At 34.3% G+C, this 16,801-nt stretch carries 19 protein-coding genes; 7 read left to right on the forward strand and 12 right to left on the reverse strand.

What is annotated here, in order from left to right; translation table 11 throughout:
- Positions 1-190: 190 nt before the first annotated feature.
- Together ACEN33_RS09500 and ACEN33_RS09505 are read right to left on the reverse strand one after the other, a co-directional pair.
- Positions 191-940 carry a LytTR family DNA-binding domain-containing protein gene (locus ACEN33_RS09500; protein WP_338486946.1) on the reverse strand — a complete coding sequence of 250 codons (750 nt, stop codon included), beginning with the start codon at positions 938-940 and terminating at the stop codon, positions 191-193.
- Complete coding sequence (locus ACEN33_RS09505; protein WP_171031254.1) at positions 940-1,611, reverse strand: sensor histidine kinase; 672 nt, start codon at positions 1,609-1,611, stop codon at positions 940-942. Before ACEN33_RS09505 ends, ACEN33_RS09500 begins: the two co-directional genes overlap by 1 nt.
- Positions 1,612-2,378: 767 nt before the next feature.
- Between ACEN33_RS09505 and ACEN33_RS09510 the strand changes: the two genes are divergently transcribed.
- Both ACEN33_RS09510 and ACEN33_RS09515 read left to right on the forward strand, forming a co-directional pair.
- The gene (locus ACEN33_RS09510) at positions 2,379-3,011 is read left to right on the forward strand and encodes a hypothetical protein (RefSeq protein ID WP_407090947.1); all 633 of its coding nucleotides are present in this window, start codon (positions 2,379-2,381) and stop codon (positions 3,009-3,011) included.
- Positions 3,004-3,660, forward strand: a complete 657-nt coding sequence (locus ACEN33_RS09515; RefSeq protein ID WP_138403823.1) for a hypothetical protein — start codon at positions 3,004-3,006, stop codon at positions 3,658-3,660. Before ACEN33_RS09510 ends, ACEN33_RS09515 begins: the two co-directional genes overlap by 8 nt.
- Positions 3,661-3,718: 58 nt before the next feature.
- Here the strand turns inward: ACEN33_RS09515 and ACEN33_RS09520 are convergent, their stop codons facing one another.
- From ACEN33_RS09520 to ACEN33_RS09530, 3 genes are all read right to left on the reverse strand, one after another.
- A complete protein-coding gene (locus ACEN33_RS09520; RefSeq protein WP_138403822.1) occupies positions 3,719-4,630 on the reverse strand; it encodes a hypothetical protein in 912 nt (303 codons plus the stop codon).
- 97 nt (positions 4,631-4,727) lie between these two features.
- Positions 4,728-5,246 carry an NUDIX domain-containing protein gene (locus tag ACEN33_RS09525; protein WP_138403821.1) on the reverse strand — a complete coding sequence of 173 codons (519 nt, stop codon included), beginning with the start codon at positions 5,244-5,246 and terminating at the stop codon, positions 4,728-4,730.
- A 12-nt stretch (positions 5,247-5,258) separates the two neighbouring features.
- Complete coding sequence (locus tag ACEN33_RS09530) at positions 5,259-6,116, reverse strand: GNAT family N-acetyltransferase (protein WP_407094947.1); 858 nt, start codon at positions 6,114-6,116, stop codon at positions 5,259-5,261.
- Between the two features lie 90 nt (positions 6,117-6,206).
- Between ACEN33_RS09530 and ACEN33_RS09535 the strand changes: the two genes are divergently transcribed.
- Positions 6,207-6,833 carry an HD domain-containing protein gene (locus ACEN33_RS09535; RefSeq protein WP_138403819.1) on the forward strand — a complete coding sequence of 209 codons (627 nt, stop codon included), beginning with the start codon at positions 6,207-6,209 and terminating at the stop codon, positions 6,831-6,833.
- 101 nt (positions 6,834-6,934) lie between these two features.
- On the opposite strand, the gene ACEN33_RS09540 is transcribed toward ACEN33_RS09535, so the two are convergent.
- From ACEN33_RS09540 to ACEN33_RS09560, 5 genes are all read right to left on the reverse strand, one after another.
- Positions 6,935-7,753 (reverse strand): metallophosphoesterase, encoded by an 819-nt coding sequence (locus ACEN33_RS09540; RefSeq protein ID WP_138403818.1) that lies wholly within the window; start codon positions 7,751-7,753, stop codon positions 6,935-6,937.
- Between the two features lie 108 nt (positions 7,754-7,861).
- On the reverse strand, positions 7,862-9,331 hold the full coding sequence (gene abc-f / locus ACEN33_RS09545; RefSeq protein WP_407094948.1) for a ribosomal protection-like ABC-F family protein: 1,470 nt from the start codon (positions 9,329-9,331) through the stop codon (positions 7,862-7,864).
- Positions 9,332-9,623: 292 nt separating this feature from the next.
- Positions 9,624-9,947: a nucleotide pyrophosphohydrolase gene (locus tag ACEN33_RS09550; protein WP_407094958.1), complete on the reverse strand. Its 324-nt coding sequence runs from the start codon at positions 9,945-9,947 to the stop codon at positions 9,624-9,626.
- A gap of 54 nt (positions 9,948-10,001) precedes the next feature.
- Positions 10,002-11,141 carry a hypothetical protein gene (locus ACEN33_RS09555; protein ID WP_407094949.1) on the reverse strand — a complete coding sequence of 380 codons (1,140 nt, stop codon included), beginning with the start codon at positions 11,139-11,141 and terminating at the stop codon, positions 10,002-10,004.
- Positions 11,142-11,152: 11 nt separating this feature from the next.
- Complete coding sequence (locus ACEN33_RS09560; protein WP_407094950.1) at positions 11,153-11,668, reverse strand: hypothetical protein; 516 nt, start codon at positions 11,666-11,668, stop codon at positions 11,153-11,155.
- A gap of 282 nt (positions 11,669-11,950) precedes the next feature.
- Between ACEN33_RS09560 and istA the strand changes: the two genes are divergently transcribed.
- The 3 genes from istA to istB all read left to right on the forward strand — a co-directional run bounded on the left by istA (position 11,951) and on the right by istB (position 14,238).
- On the forward strand, positions 11,951-12,796 hold the full coding sequence (gene istA / locus ACEN33_RS09565) for an IS21 family transposase (RefSeq protein WP_407094951.1): 846 nt from the start codon (positions 11,951-11,953) through the stop codon (positions 12,794-12,796).
- 110 nt (positions 12,797-12,906) lie between these two features.
- Positions 12,907-13,503, forward strand: coding sequence for a Mu transposase domain-containing protein (locus tag ACEN33_RS09570; RefSeq protein WP_407094952.1), 597 nt, complete (start codon positions 12,907-12,909; stop codon positions 13,501-13,503).
- A gap of 3 nt (positions 13,504-13,506) precedes the next feature.
- The gene (istB, locus tag ACEN33_RS09575; protein ID WP_407094953.1) at positions 13,507-14,238 is read left to right on the forward strand and encodes an IS21-like element helper ATPase IstB; all 732 of its coding nucleotides are present in this window, start codon (positions 13,507-13,509) and stop codon (positions 14,236-14,238) included.
- A gap of 348 nt (positions 14,239-14,586) precedes the next feature.
- Here istB and ACEN33_RS09580 read toward each other — a convergent pair whose 3' ends face one another.
- Positions 14,587-15,126, reverse strand: a complete 540-nt coding sequence (locus ACEN33_RS09580; RefSeq protein ID WP_407094954.1) for an AAA family ATPase — start codon at positions 15,124-15,126, stop codon at positions 14,587-14,589.
- Between the two features lie 191 nt (positions 15,127-15,317).
- On the opposite strand from ACEN33_RS09580, the gene ACEN33_RS09585 reads away from it, so the two are divergent.
- Positions 15,318-15,482: a hypothetical protein gene (locus ACEN33_RS09585; RefSeq protein WP_407094955.1), complete on the forward strand. Its 165-nt coding sequence runs from the start codon at positions 15,318-15,320 to the stop codon at positions 15,480-15,482.
- A gap of 54 nt (positions 15,483-15,536) precedes the next feature.
- On the opposite strand, the gene ACEN33_RS09590 is transcribed toward ACEN33_RS09585, so the two are convergent.
- Complete coding sequence (locus ACEN33_RS09590; RefSeq protein ID WP_407094956.1) at positions 15,537-16,175, reverse strand: ATP-binding cassette domain-containing protein; 639 nt, start codon at positions 16,173-16,175, stop codon at positions 15,537-15,539.
- Between the last annotated feature and the right edge of the window lie 626 nt (positions 16,176-16,801).

The raw sequence follows: 16,801 nt of genomic DNA on the forward strand, positions 1-16,801 counted from the left end.
TTCCTCCAAGTTAAGCGTCGTAACTTAAACTTTAGAGGTAAACTGGATGACTAACAAGGCTTTTTTTGTTGCCTGGTTATGTACTTTTAGGCTGCAATCTTATGTATTATTATATTGCCATAAACAACTGCTTTTAATTAAAGAATAAAGCACCGATAAATGCAGGAGAACTGCATTTATCGGTGCTTATTTATGGTCTGATACTCATTTCTTCTAGTCGCTTACGTACTTCTTTGGCTCTTGCTACTGATAAATCACAAGTTAAACCATTTTTAAAAGTAATGATTTTTTCTTTTTGATTAACACTTTCAATCATCATTATATTCGCAATAAATGATTTGTGAACACGGATAAATTCCTCATGTGATTTTTCAATTGCCTTTAAACTTTCATAGAACTGATAATGTCCATTTGTAGTAATGATTGCCACTTTATGCGGCTGAGATAAACTTTCGAAATATATAATATTATCTAAAGCGATTGAGCGCATTTTACTACCTACTTTAAATGTATATTGTCTTTTTACTTCTGAATTTAAATGTTGTCTCTCACCAATCACATTCAAAATTTCTATTATTCGGTTTTGTAATTCTTCAGGTGTCTTTTTTACTATGTAATCAATCGCTTCAACTTTATAACGAAAAGTAACCGGAGCTAATTCTGCGTGTGTAGTTATAAATACAATTTTACCTAAGTCATCAACCTTTCTTATCTCTTTAGCTAAGTCTAAACCATTCATATCATGGTTTAAATCAATATCAAGAAAATAGATTGCATTCGAAGCTTTTTCAGACCTAATTGCTTCTAAAAGAATGAGTGGGTTCACAGATGCCAGGCTGAGTTCCATATCAAGTGATTCAATCATAATGTAATTAGCAATGACTTCACTCATATAGGCTAATTGCTTCTTGTCATCTTCGCAAATATAAATAGATTGCATCAAATCACCTCTCTTGGGATGATCAGCTCTTGAGTAAACACCTGATCATTAATTTGAGTATTAAGCAGTATCATAGACTTATCTACTAGTCTATCTAAGTTAAAGAGTCCAATCCCTCGTTCTGCCCCTTTGGTTGAATATCCGTTTTCTTTTAATGTAACTAAACTTTCAATATTTACTCGGCAAGAGTTTTCTACAATTATTAGGGACTCCAATTCTTCTTGGATTAATGAAACCGATAGCTCTCCATGTTGAATTTCTGCCGCTTCTTCGATGGCATTATCTAAAATAATGCCTAACATACGTGGCAATGATAATGTTTCATCTGTTTCAATAAACATACTTTCTGACACTTCAATGTTCACAACAATCCCTCGTGACTTGGCATATAATAGTTTAGTATAGATTAAGTTTCGTAAGTCAGCATTTTGTAAGTAAATTAGTTTACCTAATTGCCGATTGGTATCATCTGTTTGAATGTCATGTTTATCTAAGACTCGTTCAAAATAATCCCGTAATTGATCCCACTCTTCAGCTTTTATGAATCCATCAAGACTAAGCAATATATTTTGATAATCATGACGAAACTGACGAACATCATCATATTGCCTTGTAATCAACTGATTATATTGTTGATTAACTTCTTCTTGAGCTTTTTCTTGTTCAATCATTCGAATTTGCTCACTGCTATTGTGAAAGAATATAAGTACTAGAACAAATAATACACTCGCGAATAAATAAACACTTCTAAATATAGTAAGCATTGAATCATTGAGTAAGAAATACTCGAAAAGATTCATCAGTTGAGCATAATAAACAACAAAGAAAATGCACAAAATAATAATATAAATGAATGTTTTTGCATTGATATAATATCTGTAGAACCACTTTATAAGTTGTCGAGTAAGGAAAGTCAGAATACTAATAAAAGCTAAAGTAATTATAATTGTCATCCAAAAATGAGGTAGTTGAACATAGCTCATTGATTCTGTAGCTATGTAATAAATAATTAAAGGTAAAGCACTATATATAGTACTAATAGAAACAGTTCTGTAATGCCAGTAAGTCGATACGAAAAAGACCATAAATATTAAAAATGTTTGTAAAGCTTCACGGTAATTCAAATTTAATTGCGCTGTGATTATAACAACGATGATACATATAAAACCTGAAACTACTTTATTTATTTTTGGCTTTTGAATGAAATATGAGTATAAAATATAAGTTGGTACAATATATTGAAAAATATTGAAATTCATTGTGCACTCCTTTACTTTAGGCTGATTATGAGTGAAAAAACATCGTTTATGAATAAATTAACTTTACTATCATCATATCTATTATAGTATAAGTAAGAAGTTGAAAATTGTTTTGTTACTGAAAGTATAGATTTGCTAAAGTATTTCGTCAACAATAAATTCCAAGGAGGATGGTTTAAATGAAATTTTCACGCAGTACTGTAGTTACGTTAGCCGTTATATTTTTGATAAATTTCTTTACAATTTCATTAGTTGAAGCACATGATGGTTTTGGAGATTTTCCGTATGAAGGTACTTATCTCACCGATGAAAACCAAGCGATACGAGGGTTTACTTTCGATACTGAGTCGCAATCAATTACTATTCTTACTCAACAGTCGAGTCAAAATGAAGATATTCGTCGTTTATTAGAGATTAGAAACAGTGGAAACCATACTGCTTTAATCGATCCATTTATCTCAGCTGAAGAAATAAATGACATGCGCGAAAAATGGGGATTAGACGATATAGATTATTCAAAAATATTGCTAGAAGCAGCAGATAAAGTAGAGCCTTGGATGACTCGTAAGGATGCATTGAGACTCGCTTTTCAAGAAATTCCGGGAGTGCATTCTTTATCGGACATTGATTCTGACTTCAATAGTGATATTTTGATTTCAAAACCTGAAATTCTACAATCCCAAGATTTATGGATTGTTGGCATTATGGGAGACCCACGGATTCTTTGTTTTGAGATGAACGAGAGTACCGACAGTATCACAGATGAGTACGGAATCGTTTATACCTTAGAAGAAGGTAATCAAAATGAATAAGTTAATAAAATTAATTATTCTTTTAGGTTTAATCGTCACGCAGGTTCAAATCGTTTCAGCTCAAATCTTTGATTATGATGGAACTTATCTAACTGATGATGAAACACAAGTTATTTCAGGTTTTCACTTTGATCAAAAAAATAATACTGTTGTTGTTATTACCCAAAATTCACCCACCATGAATCCAACTAATTTGAGTAACCGGACACGTCTAAGTAATATCCAAACTTATATAGATGATCATATTGATTTTAACTCTATGACCAATGAAGAAGTGAGCTCATTCAATGAAAAACATGGTATTGACTATGCTGAAGCTTATCGAGCAACAGCAGATATCGTAGCAAATAGTGGTGGTGAGACTTGGCGTTTTATCTTTGATTTACAAAATCCAGGCATTCTAAATTTAGCTTCTTTCAACTTTTCATCCAATTCGGCGCAAGGTAGGACGCCACACGTCCTGTATATCAACGAGCCTAATATTAAGTTCAATCGAAATTTATGGGAAGTATCAATGTATGATATTTCTACTCCCCTATTACGTTTTGAAGCTAATACTAATACAACTTATATTAAGGATGACTACGGTGTTGTCTACAATTTAGAAACTGATGTTCCTGACGATCTCGATTTTCTTTTGTTTGATTAAGCCTCATCATAAAATACAAATATCCCCATCAGCTTGGTTGCTGATGGGGATATTTAACTTATTCTCCGCTATATCTCAATGAATTCTCATACGTTAATTGGCGGTCATGGAATGCCTGGATTTCTGCTTCAATACTTGGGTAAATTTCTTTTACTACAACATCTTCACTGCTAGCACTATTTTGAGCTTCTTGATATAGTGACAGGACTTTATCGGGTCCTGCTTGATTCAGTCTTCCATAAGTTAATTCTGAATTAGCGATAATAATCGAACTAATTGCACTGTATGTTTCATAGTTCTCATTACGCAATAGATTTAAATCAGGGTATTCATTCGCAATATCTCGGTACAATTCTAAGTATATATCTTCGCTACCGGCTTCTTGATGAGTATGATATCGATTGACTAAAAATTCACTATCGACCTCACGTAATTGTTCACGGTTAATTGGTTGTTCTGTAATCATATTGTCGTGGATTATATAAGCAAGCTCTTCTTCAGCATTGCGGTTAAACGTCACTTCTGGCTGAGGGATTAAGATATCTTCATTCTCATCATAGACAAAGTAGAAGTTTTCAGTCGTCATGGCTGCTTCTTCATCACCATAACGCATTGAATAATCATTAATATTTGTGTTAAGAATATAAAGTGTTCTCTCTGAATTATCGTCAATACCATCCACTTCAAAGTTCTCTTCAACTTGAGTCATATCAATAGTATAGTAGACTGAGCCATTGTAATCATCTGTTATTATCATTTGGTTACCACGCAAGATAGCCGACTGACTCGTCATGTCACCTTCATACGACCAGACACCTTGAATCTCTTCTGGGATTCCTTCAAACTCATTCAACTCTTGGGCCAATATTAATTCCGGTTGCTCTAGCGTCATCGATTGATCATGGGCTGTTACATTGACAATAGCTATCGTACATAATAAAGCTAAAACAATATCACGAATACGTCTCATCTAATCCCTCCCTATTGCTTGTTATATCAATTATAGCAATCATTCAAAGGGAATGGTGTGAAGTTTGCTTGAAGTTTATGACGTTATTGTGACATTCTTAAGTTAATTTAAGGTGCTTTAATTTGATTTCTTTAATTCGCTCTATGACTTCATTTGTTAAACGGACTAAACTATCTGTATTTGATATAGCTAAGACTTCGTCTTCACTCAACCACTGGAAACCTTGAGTCTCTCCTGCTTGTAATTGAATGGAGTTTTTATCTATATTAGTTAAACAAAAGAAACTTTTTTGTAAATATCGTTTCTCTTCTCGAATAATGACTGGCGTCAATTCATAGAGTGCATCTGCTTTAATCCCTGTTTCTTCATATAATTCTCGCCAAGCACCCTCACTAAAGTCTTCACCTTTGATTGTACTTCCACCAGCAGTTAACTCATATTCTCCTGCACGACTTTCTTTATCATCCGAACGCTTCATTAAAAGATAATCCCCATCAACATGCTGCACAATAATATTCACAATCTTATGATAGGTACCTTCAGGAATCGTATCTCCTCGTCCATGATTCGTACTAACGATGTTTCCACTCCGATCAAATAAGTCCCATAATTCCAAAAATTCCCTCCGTTATTCTTTTAAATAAACGACTTCTGATATGACCCCAAAGCCATTCTTTTGATATAAATGTTTAGCGTGTGCATTTTCTTTTTCTACTGATAAGCGAAATAGACGTTCGTCCTCTGCATTTAACTGCTTCATCATTTGATAGATACCTTGCGTTCCAAAGCCCTGTCCTTGATAATTTGGATCCACGGCTAAGCCAAAGAGATAATAATATTCTTCCGTTGTGTTCACTGAACTGGAGCCAACAATGTCTCCCTCCTGATTCAAGAAAACAAAGATCTCATGATCATCTTCACCAATACTGCCTTCTGCATAGGTCATCGCTTCTTGAAAAGAACTCTCGAAAACTTTTGCTTGAAATGAAGCGATACTTCTCGCATCTGTCATCACTGCTTTTCGTACTTGGATAGTTGCTTCTGGATATTCTTGCTCAACCATTACTTTAGCTTCCATCAAATATTCTGTCTCGTGCCAGTCGATTTGATACGTTCTGTGTAGATAATTCGTTTTTTCAATGAAGCGTCGCTCACTTATGTAAGATATATCAGCAATACGAAAGGATTTAATAATCTCTTTAGCTTGTTCTATTAGAGCTGTGGCAATACCTTGTTGTCTATAAGTTGGGTGCACAATCACTGATAATTCAGCTTCTTCAATATTATCAGCATATATGGATAGAAAACCAATCAAGTAATTTTCAACCCAAGCAAATAAAAATGCGGGCATTCTTTGGTCAAAATTAAAGCGATTATCTAAATAAATATCATGATATGTTCCGTCATGCGTTTGAACCATTGCTTCTAATTCATTGATTTGCTTTATTGTCGTATTATCTAAGGTGTTTCTTGCTTCTATCTTCATCTTATTTCCCCTATTTTTTAATTAATTCTAATTTTAGCACATTTAATTCTAATTATGTTATACTAACAAAAATATCAATGAGGTGTTAAAATGATAAATCAAAAATTAGTTGAGTATATTGAATCAAAAATAATTCCTCAGTACAAAGCCTATGATGGCGCTCATCAACCTGATCATGTATATCAAGTAATTGAGAATAGTTTGGATATCGCAAAAAATTATAATGTGAATCTAAACATTGTCTATGCTATCGCAGCTTATCACGATATTGGCTTAAAGTTTGGCCGACAAGGACATGAATCAGCCTCTCGTAAAATTATCGAAGCGGATTTTGTCTTAAAAACATTTTTTACTGATAATGAAATAAAGACGATTGCCCAAGCAGCAGAAGATCACCGTGCATCTTTACCTTATGAACCCCGTTCACTTTATGGCAAGATTATTTCTGAGGCGGATCGCGATATCAACTTTGAAAGATTACTGAGTCGAACCATTCTATATAGTTTGGATCACTATCCTGACTACGTTAAAGAGGATACTTTTAAACGGGTTTATACGCATATGATTGAGAAATATGGTCCTTCAGGACGAATTAAACTTTGGCTAGAATACGAGCCTAATGTCGAGAACTTAAAAAAAGTTCATGCGACTCTTGCGGACGAAACAGCCTTTCGTAAAGCTTTTGAACCTCTGTACTCAAAATACAAACAAAACTAATCATATTTACAACATTATCTTAGGAGCTTCTTCCTAGATAATGTTATTTTTATACTAAAAAAGCTTAACCATACTTAGAGATAGTTAAGCTTTTTAGCATTTCAATGTAAATCGACGATGACAATTTCAGGTGGATTAAAGATACGTGGGAACTGTTGATTTTGAATCATCAAGCCGCGACTGACAATCATCGTAGCCTCATTCTCTAATTCATATTCGCCACCGGCGTAAGCTGGGAAAAAGCCCTGTTGCGGTGAGTAAAGGCCGTTAATTAAGCCAGGTAATCGGAATTGTCCTCCATGAGCGTGTCCCGCTAATATTAAGTCAAACGGGTATTTTTCATATTGTTCAACTTGTTCAGGGCGATGACTGATTAAGATATTAAGATACTCTGTATCTATTTTTTTTCCTACGTACTTCAATTGTTTTTTAAATGTACGTTTGTGTTTCGCATCATCCACACCATTTATTACTAGTGTTGTTTGACCCACTTCTACTTTCGCACGGTCTCCTTCTAACACTTGAATATTCATCTCGCGAATCAAGCGTTTAAAGCCAGCTAAATGTTTCATACGTAATTCATGATTCCCCGTGACGTAAAATGTTGGGTAATGTTGGCCTAACCAATCGAGGAGCTTAGTTGTTGGGTGGACATTTCCAACGTAGTCGAAAAGGTCACCTCCTAAAAGCACAATATCAGGCTTTTGTTCGGAAATTTGTTCTATCAAGATAGATTGATTATCACCAAACTGGTTATTATGTAAATCACTTAAGAACATCACCCGAACATTATTGTTTACTTTATTGCTCTTCATTTGGTATTTTCTAATTTGAATGCTTGTATCAAAGGCTCTTCTTACAATTGCAACCCCTGCGAACGTTAAGGCTAATTTAGTTAATGTCTTCATTTTCATCGTCATCACCCACTCCCTTATAACTTACTATTCTACTACGAAAACCCTCTCATTTAAGTTAAATTTTACTAATAATGTCGTCATCAATTTCTCTTTTAGTCACTGGAATCTCATTTAACGAAGATGTATGAGCTTTTCTTCATCTATTTGATACACTGGATCAGCGACTCGGCTCACAAATTCCTTATCATGAGATGTAAAAATAACCGTACCTGAATACTTCTGGATAAAGCTTTCTAAAGCTTCAATCGTAAAAACATCGATAAAATTAGTTGGCTCATCTAGAATCAATACATTACTTGCTTTGACAAACATCTCTGCCATAGCCACCCGTGTTGCCTCACCCCCACTTAATTTATTCAAGGGCGTCATCACTTGCATTTGTTTGAAGCCTAAATTACTTAAAACAGCTCGAACAAAAGCTTCATCGAATTCAGTTTGTTTCATTAAATACGCTAAAAGCGGAACGTCTGTTTCTAATTGGTAATCGAGTTGCTGGTAGACACCAAACTCTACTTTTGGTGATAAGGTGACGCCTTCACCGTCATTTAAGATGTGATTCAATAAGGTTGATTTACCAGTCCCATTGTCACCAATTATCGCCACTTTCTTACCTAAAGGAATTTGAAAACTGCCTCCTTCAATGAGAAGTTTGTCACCACGAGTTAATTGGATATTATAGCCTCGAATCGGAAAATCATTGTGCATTTGCAAGTATTTTACACTTGGAAACACGATATCTTTATGTCGAACAACACCTTGGACATCATCCAATTGTTCAATTCGCTTCTCAATGGCTTTAACGCTTTTATGCATCGCTTTCTGAACAGTATCCTTTTGCTTTGAACTCGATAATCGATCCGGTTTTATGGATCGATTGATTTGTTTACTGCTTGCTTTAGCTGCTTTTTGCGCTTGTATCTCTTTCCTTTGCGCTGCTTTTTCTAAACGCCTTTTTTCTTGTTGGTACTGCTTATAAGCTTCTTCTTGTTGTTGAATTTGTTGCTCTTTTTGTTTCATATAATCATCATAATTTCCGATGTATTCAATGACCTTACCATCTGCCACTTCCCAGATCTTATTCACTAGCTGATTAAGAAAATACCGGTCGTGACTGACAATAACTAATGTTCCATAGTAATAGCGTAATTCTTCGATGAGGTAATCAACACTCGTCTTATCAAGATGTGTGGTCGGCTCATCGAGCAATAAGCCTAATTCATAGACGGATAGCGTTTGTAGTAAGCGGTACTTGTGTTTCTCCCCGCCACTTAATGATTCAACCACGTTCGTTGGTATTTGTAACCGAGACATCAAATCGGGTTGTAGAACATCGGCACGGTAAGTTTCGTCTACTTCTTGAATTTGTGGTTGATAGTTAAAGGTTACTTCACGTTGAACGAGGCCACCGTCAGGTTCAATCTCTCCAGAGATGACTTTTAATAAGGTTGATTTTCCTGACCCGTTTCGTCCAATGACACCAATAACGTCCCCTTGATAGGCGCTTAATTCATCAATGTCTAAGATATCTTTACTTTGATAACTAACTAAAATCTCTTTTAATTTTATTGCTAATGTTTCCATATTTTTATGCACTCCTTTGTTAGTCGTGTACATATGGGTAATTTATGGCATAAGAAAAAGAGGTAGTCTTCTACCTCTTTCGCCAATTTCATTCAACTGTTAAAGATAGCGTATAAAAATAGGCACACTTATCCCATGAAATTACCGTCTGTACAAGACTTTTGAATATATTAAATTAACCATTCAAAAGTCCTTTGCGGATTCTCATAGATGCCATCATTTTACAACGCTCCCTTCCTTTTTAGTAAATTCAGTATAACATGAATTTGAATGTTTGTAAAACAGATGATTTTTACAAGTCTGTGTATTTATCCTTCTTGTTTTTACTTTTATCTACTGGATATTTTTCATTATTTTTAATTAATTTCCGCTCGATTAATTCATCAATATCTAAATCCAAGTTATCCGCTAACATATAGCTGTAGATTAAAACCTCCGCCAATTCATCTTTTATCTGTTCGATGTCTTTCACGCCTTCTTCAGCCGTCTTCCATTGAAAGACTTCTAATAATTCTGAAGCTTCCAACGTAATAGATAAGGCTAAATCCTTCTCATTGTGGAACTGGCGCCAGTTACGCTCATCGCGGAATTGATTAATACGGTCCATGCTATTCATGTTGATCATCTCTTTTCATCCATTTGATTAAACAATTAAAACTCCTTTAGTACTTTAATAAATCAAACTCATGATTACCAATTTTACTTTCACAAATTGTTCTTCAAAACTCTCCCAGAAACTCGAGAAAACATCCTTACTTTCAAATTCAATAATATCAATTAATACATTGTTGCCTTTGAAAATTTCGTAATCATAGTCAGCAATTGTGTAATGAGCTATGTTATTTCGTACTTGTCTTTTCGAAATTAGTTTATATATTGAACTATTCAATATATCATTGATATCATCTCTATGGAAATCATCTATCCATTGTTTTTGATTTACCAGTTTCTTTAAAGTTTTCACCGCCTCTAAGTAAGTGATAAGTTTAAACCTAAGATAAAGGTCAGACACATTACCGAAAATTTCTGGCAGTATAGTTCCAATAAAGTTTAACTGACATAAATGACTATGTAATACAATTAACTGTTCCATTGGAAGAGTATTATTAAAAATATCTTTTCTTACTTTATCAAGAAAAAAGTAATCTTTGCTTTCAAACTCTTTTATTCTACTTTGGATCTTAACTAGTTTATCAATCTTCAGTCTACCAAATTCCTCGAAAGGCGAAACAAAACTCGATATAATAGACGATAAGGCTGTTGATGTACCAATTAATTTTGGTCCCAAAATAGTCTTTAAATCACTATACTTAATTTCATCTAAATGCTTTAGTAAAGGATCTAGGTATATATAAGTTTGAAGCAAATTTCCAAAATCAATTCCTTTATAACTAACAATAGACAAGTCTCTTTGGCCAATTGAATCTATCACAATTTTCTGTAAAGCATTATATTCAGATGTCAACATTTTAAAGTTTTGTTCTTGTATTCCTAATAAAAGTTTACCAGTTTTTGATACTGTTTTATCACTTAGTAGCTTATGACCCACTCTTAATTGGCCTATAAACCTTCTGAATTCATAATTATCTAAGTTGAGTGTTTCATCTGTCAAATCATCCTCTTCAGGAACTAATTTAATTATTCCGTCACCAATAAATGCAAAAAAAGGTATTAATGGATTGCTTAACAAACTCATGATTTTTTTATTCGAATTTTTTAACTGAACAAGCAATTGTTTCATTTGTGCTGCTTCAATAACTAATTGACTTAAGGATAAATCAGTTAATTTATTATTACTATTTTCTGACATATATAACCCCTCTAATATTTATTTTTGTCACTTCGAATATCATATCGATAGTTAAATTCTTCATTGACTTTAATTGTAAATAGCGACATTAAATAACAAGGTTTATTATAATTATCTTCGTGCTCATCATCAGTTAAAGTATTGGTAGATCCATGAGAATATTTATTACGTAATGCCTCACCATTCGGGTATGTGTCATTTAAATAGTAGTTAAAATAAGCGATTTCGTTTCTTGAGAGTAGTTTATTATCCCCTATCAACTCATTATTAAGTATCATGCTATTTATTTCTTCTTTCCACTTTCTACTAATCCAATAAAAATTGATTGCTTGGTTTAAATATAAATCTTTTAGAATGAAATAGCGTGGATTAGATAAGGACAACACCCCATTATTTTCAATAATTATATTTTCTTCTATTAGCCTGTCTACAAATTCCCTATCTTCATCTTGAATATCAGAATATACTAGTTTTGATGATTCTAGTAGTTCTTGAAAACTGTGTTCCCCATTTTTTATCCAGTGCAACGGTGACTGATCAGCAAAAAGTGCATTAGCATATTGCGTAATTTTGCCATTATCTAAATAAACATACTTTAATCCTGATAGTGATTGAAGTTCATCAAACGTTTTATTTGTTTCAATATCTGATTATTACGTTGTGGCGAAGCCACTTGATTCTATTTTTAGGGAGCCACCGTTCTGACCACTCAGAGCCACCATTCCGCTGTAAGAGAGCCACTTTTTTTTATAAAATTTATCTTTAGATGTCATAATCTACAAAAATTTTATAGAAAGAGGTGGTTGTTTATGAGCAATTATAAACAAATACTTAGGTACGAAAATGTCGGCATATCACAGCGTGATATAGCCAAGTTACTAGCTGTATCACGAAATACAGTCTCGAAAGTAGTGAATGCCCGAAAGGCTATTCCGTTAGATTGGAATCAGGTCAGTCAGTTGAATGAAGCTGAATTAAAGGAAAAGTTATTTCCAGACGTTACTGATAATAAGTCAGAAATGTATGTTCCTTTGGATACGCACTATCTGATGGGAGAATTGCGTAAGCCTGGTGTGACGCGTAAGTTACTTTGGGAAGAATATGTTAAAGAATGTCATTTAAGTGGTGATCGCATTCCTTATCAATATAGTCAGTTTTGTGAGCATCTCAATCAAGGCATCAAACAATCTAAAGCAACGATGTATTTTGAGCACACTGCGGGCGAAAAGGTCGAGGTCGATTGGGCAGGCACCACTTATCACCTGGTTGATTCTGAAACGGGCGAGGTAACCAAAGTCTATTTTTTTGTCGCTATCTTGCCTTATAGTCAACTGACCTACGTTGAAGCCACACTCAATATGAAGGAAGAACAATGGATTAATGCTCATATTCATCTTTTTGAATTCCTTCAAGGGAGTCCTAAAATAATCATTTGTGATAATTTAAAGACAGGCGTGGTGAAACACCCTAAACAAGGTGATGTCGTCTTGAATGCCGCTTATCAAGAGATGGCAGACTATTATCGTACAGCGATACTACCGGCGAAACCACGAACACCTAAAGGTAAAGCCTCCGTAGAAGGAGCTGTAGGTAAAATTACCACACAGATTATCGCAAACTTCGTCATGAGATATTTCATGACTTATTTGATTTAAACGAACGAATTACAGGATTATTGTCTGAATATAATGAGAAACCGTTCCAAAAAAGAAAGGGATCCCGATTAGAAATTTTCTTAACAGAAGAAAAGACTTACCTGCAACCTTTGCCTAAGGATGCTTATGAGTACGGTGTATGGAAAACAGCTAGAATTCAATACAATTATCATATTTCAGTGGGTAAGATTTACTATTCGGTCCCCCATCAATATATCAAAAAAGACATCAGACTTCGAATCACACAAAACCGGATTGAAGTATTTTTTGATCATCAACGTATTTGTTGTCATCGTCGACGATACGGTAGACCCGGTCAATATGTCACTATTGAAGACCACATGCCTCCCAATCATCGTCAAGCGGGGGAATGGAACCGCCAGCGATTCGTTAACTGGGCTAAAAAAATCGGTCCGCACACCATGACTGTGATTGAGCGGTTACTCGATAAGTATCGCGTTGAACAACAAGCCTATAATGGGTGCTTATCCATCCTGAAACTAACAGATAAATATACTGAAGCAGAATTAGAAGCAACGTGTCAACAAGCGTTAAACATTATCCACGTCCCTATGTACAAAAATATTAAACGAATGATTGAAGTAAAAACGACATCAAAACAAGCGATAACAAACACTAACCCGGTAGATGATCAACAAGATCATGCTTTTCTGCGCGGATGGGAATATTATAAAGAGAGGGATTAGGCAATGAACGAGACTACTTATGAAAAAATGCTTCAATTACGCTTGAAAGGTATGGCTGAGGCATACCAAGAACAAGATAAAGAAAAGGAATATACCCAATGGACATTTGAAGAACGCCTTGCACATCTCATTGACCGTGAATCGGATGTTAAGGTTAATGAGAAGATTAAACGGCTGATTCAAAACGCTAACTTATCAGAGAATCAAGCCTATTTAGAGGGTATAAAGTACTATTCAGATCGTGATTTGGATAAAGATCTTATTAAAGAATTAGGAACGAATAAATACGTCACTGTCCCAAATAATGTTTTAATCGTTGGCCCAACAGGATCAGGGAAAAGCTATCTAGCCTGTGCTTTAGGATATGAAGCATGTTTGGCGAGCTACCGTACCCGTTATGTCCGTTTACCTGATTTACTCACTGAAATTGCATTATCAAAGGCGGAAGCAACCTTCCATAAACTACTCAAACGTTATGAACGTTTTGAGGTACTAATATTGGATGAATGGCTTCTTATGACTCTTAATACAAATCAAGCTGCCGAATTACTTGAAATCATTGAACGTCGTTATCGATACAAGGCAACGATTATCTGTTCACAGTTTTCAATAGAAGGATGGCATACCCGATTAGGAGGTGGAGCCATCGCAGATGCCATTTTAGATCGCTTGGTGAGTAAAGCAAAGGTTATTAGAATACAAGGTCATCGATCAATGAGAGATCGAGAAGCATAAAACACACTGGGGATTGGCGAATATTGAAGCCAATCCTTTTATATTTCATTGAATGAGTGTCCATTCACAATATGGCTCTCAAGTTCCGGAACGGTGGCTCTCAACAAGCGGAATGGTGGCTCAAATCAAGACGGAATAATCAATATCTACTTCGTATAGTAAAACTTCATCGTATTTAGATTAAAGATGATACATTTTTATTATTTTCTGGAACTGAGTGTGCATAAGATTGTTTAATTGTGAAAACTTCACCTCAACATCAATTAAATCTAACTCAAACTTGGCAGCCCCGTAACTAGCTGATAAAAATGTTCATAGAACCATTTCCTCTACTCATTACTTGAATAACTATTTCTTTATTTTGCAGTACTTCGAAAAGTGTTGTTCAAAACCTATACTTGTAAAAAGCTCTGTAAACATATTATGTAAATCATCCTTATCATATCCATCTATTTCCATATCCGTATCAATTCCAATATGAGAATTAACATGCAGACCCTTCACAAGCCCTAACGCAAGCGCTTTATCTTCAATATTATCCATCTTATGTTCTATATCTGCAATTGATTCCCCATTATCAATAAAAGTTACAAAAGATTCAAGTATTCGTCGCATCACATTCCACATAAATACAGGTTTATCATGATCATAGGCAAATTCTAATTCGTTCCATAATTCTTGGTAAAGTGGTTTTATCTCATCTTTAACTCCCGTAATTTGATGGACACTTGTCAATTTTCCTTTTTTTAGAAGCTTATAGTATCGTTCATGGGGATCTTTATGTTCATTCTTATATTTTTTCTTGTTGGGAATAACCTGCATAAAAAAATGATTATTATGTGTCAGGAGGAACATTTGCGGTGAACTTTCACTTCTATAAAATTTCATAAAAAGAAGCGAATTTTGAAATTCGTTCTAATTATGAAAACTGGTTAGAGACTGAAGTAGAGCTGTCAAAAGTATCTGAATACATTATCGACGCCTTTCCAGCTGACTTTCATTTCCTAAACTACACCGCACAAACGCTATATGACTTAATCGCGGACACCCAAGGGCCATTTCCATTGAGTCGCTATTACATGTCAGGCACGGAGTTAGCCGAACACCTTGATTTGGAGGGCGTTATTAATACTTCAAGAAATTATAATGTCGTCGCATCGCCTGGGATATTACCTGATTATCGGATTCGAGGGCAGTATTTGGTACCGTTGTTTGATGAAATTGTTAAGCATCATGCATACTAAAATATGGGGCAACAATCAGTTAATGATTGCTACCCCACTTATTTATTTTAAAACTCAACTCGTTTGTTCGATTTTTCCGTCCTTAATTTCAAAGACATAATCACATAAGTAATCAATATCTTCTGAATTATGTGATGTTATTAAAATTATTCTACCTTCTTGCTTTAAACTCATAATAAGTTCCCTAATTAAAATAACGCCGCTTTTATCAAGACTATTCATTGGCTCATCTAAAATCAGTAATTCTGGATTTTCCATAATTGCTTGTGCCACACCTAGCCTCTGCTTCATTCCTAAAGAAAAGTTTCTAACTTTCTCTTTATTATTTGGATCTAAGCCAACAGATTCTATCGCATTAAGAATACCTTGTTTTTCAATCTTCCCATTTATATCTGCAAGTAATTTTAAATTCTGATATTGGTTATAATCAAGAATAAAAGAAGGTACCTCAATTAAGAAACCTGTGTTTAAAGAGAATTCAATGTCTTTTCCAATTCTATCGGAATCCATCCATATTTCACCGGTGTTTAGTGGTATAAGACCTAGAATCGATTTCATTAAAATTGTTTTTCCGCTACCATTATCCCCAACTAACCCATATATATGTCCGGAGGAAAGTTCTAAATTAACATCTGAAAACAATTCTTTATCTTTAAATTTTTGACTCACGTTCTTAACTATTAGTTGTTCCATAAAATTAGTTTTCTCCTTAATCCGTCGTTATAAGCAATATAATAAATTGCAGTAATCATTATTATTATTCCTGCAACTAAAATTGTTATGGCAAAGCTCAGAGTAGGGTATCCGTCAAGTTTTGATGTCGAAATATTCGACAAAGAAATCCAAGAAAAGACAGAAATATAAAAGCCATAAAATTTATTAAAGTGTCTGATTGCCAGATATAAGAATATGAATACAGAGTATAATACCAGTCCAAGTCCTGGTCTAATTATATTGAATAGCATCAACATTAATCCTGAAAAGAAGAATATTAAAATCATCATTATTACAGTCATTATAAAAAGTTGCAGGGGTGTGTAATTAACCATTAATGTCGAAGGAATATTTATAGCAATTTCGTATTGATTAATAATATCTGGATAATAATTAAGTGATCCTATCAACTTTCCCCAGTCATTAGAATGAAAAGTAATATATGAAAGCGAAATAATAATATAACTAAGCATAATATTGGGAGTGTCAATAATTATGTGTAAATGAAGTACTCCTTCTATAAAATCGATTTATTAATTTGTTAATCTTTCAAACATTTTTTCTAGCTCTGCTTCAGCTTGTTGGAAGCCGCGGTGAATCCGTGT

Source organism: Ruoffia sp. FAM 24228, from assembly GCF_045528575.1.
Classification (GTDB): Bacteria; Bacillota; Bacilli; order Lactobacillales; family Aerococcaceae; genus Ruoffia; species Ruoffia halotolerans.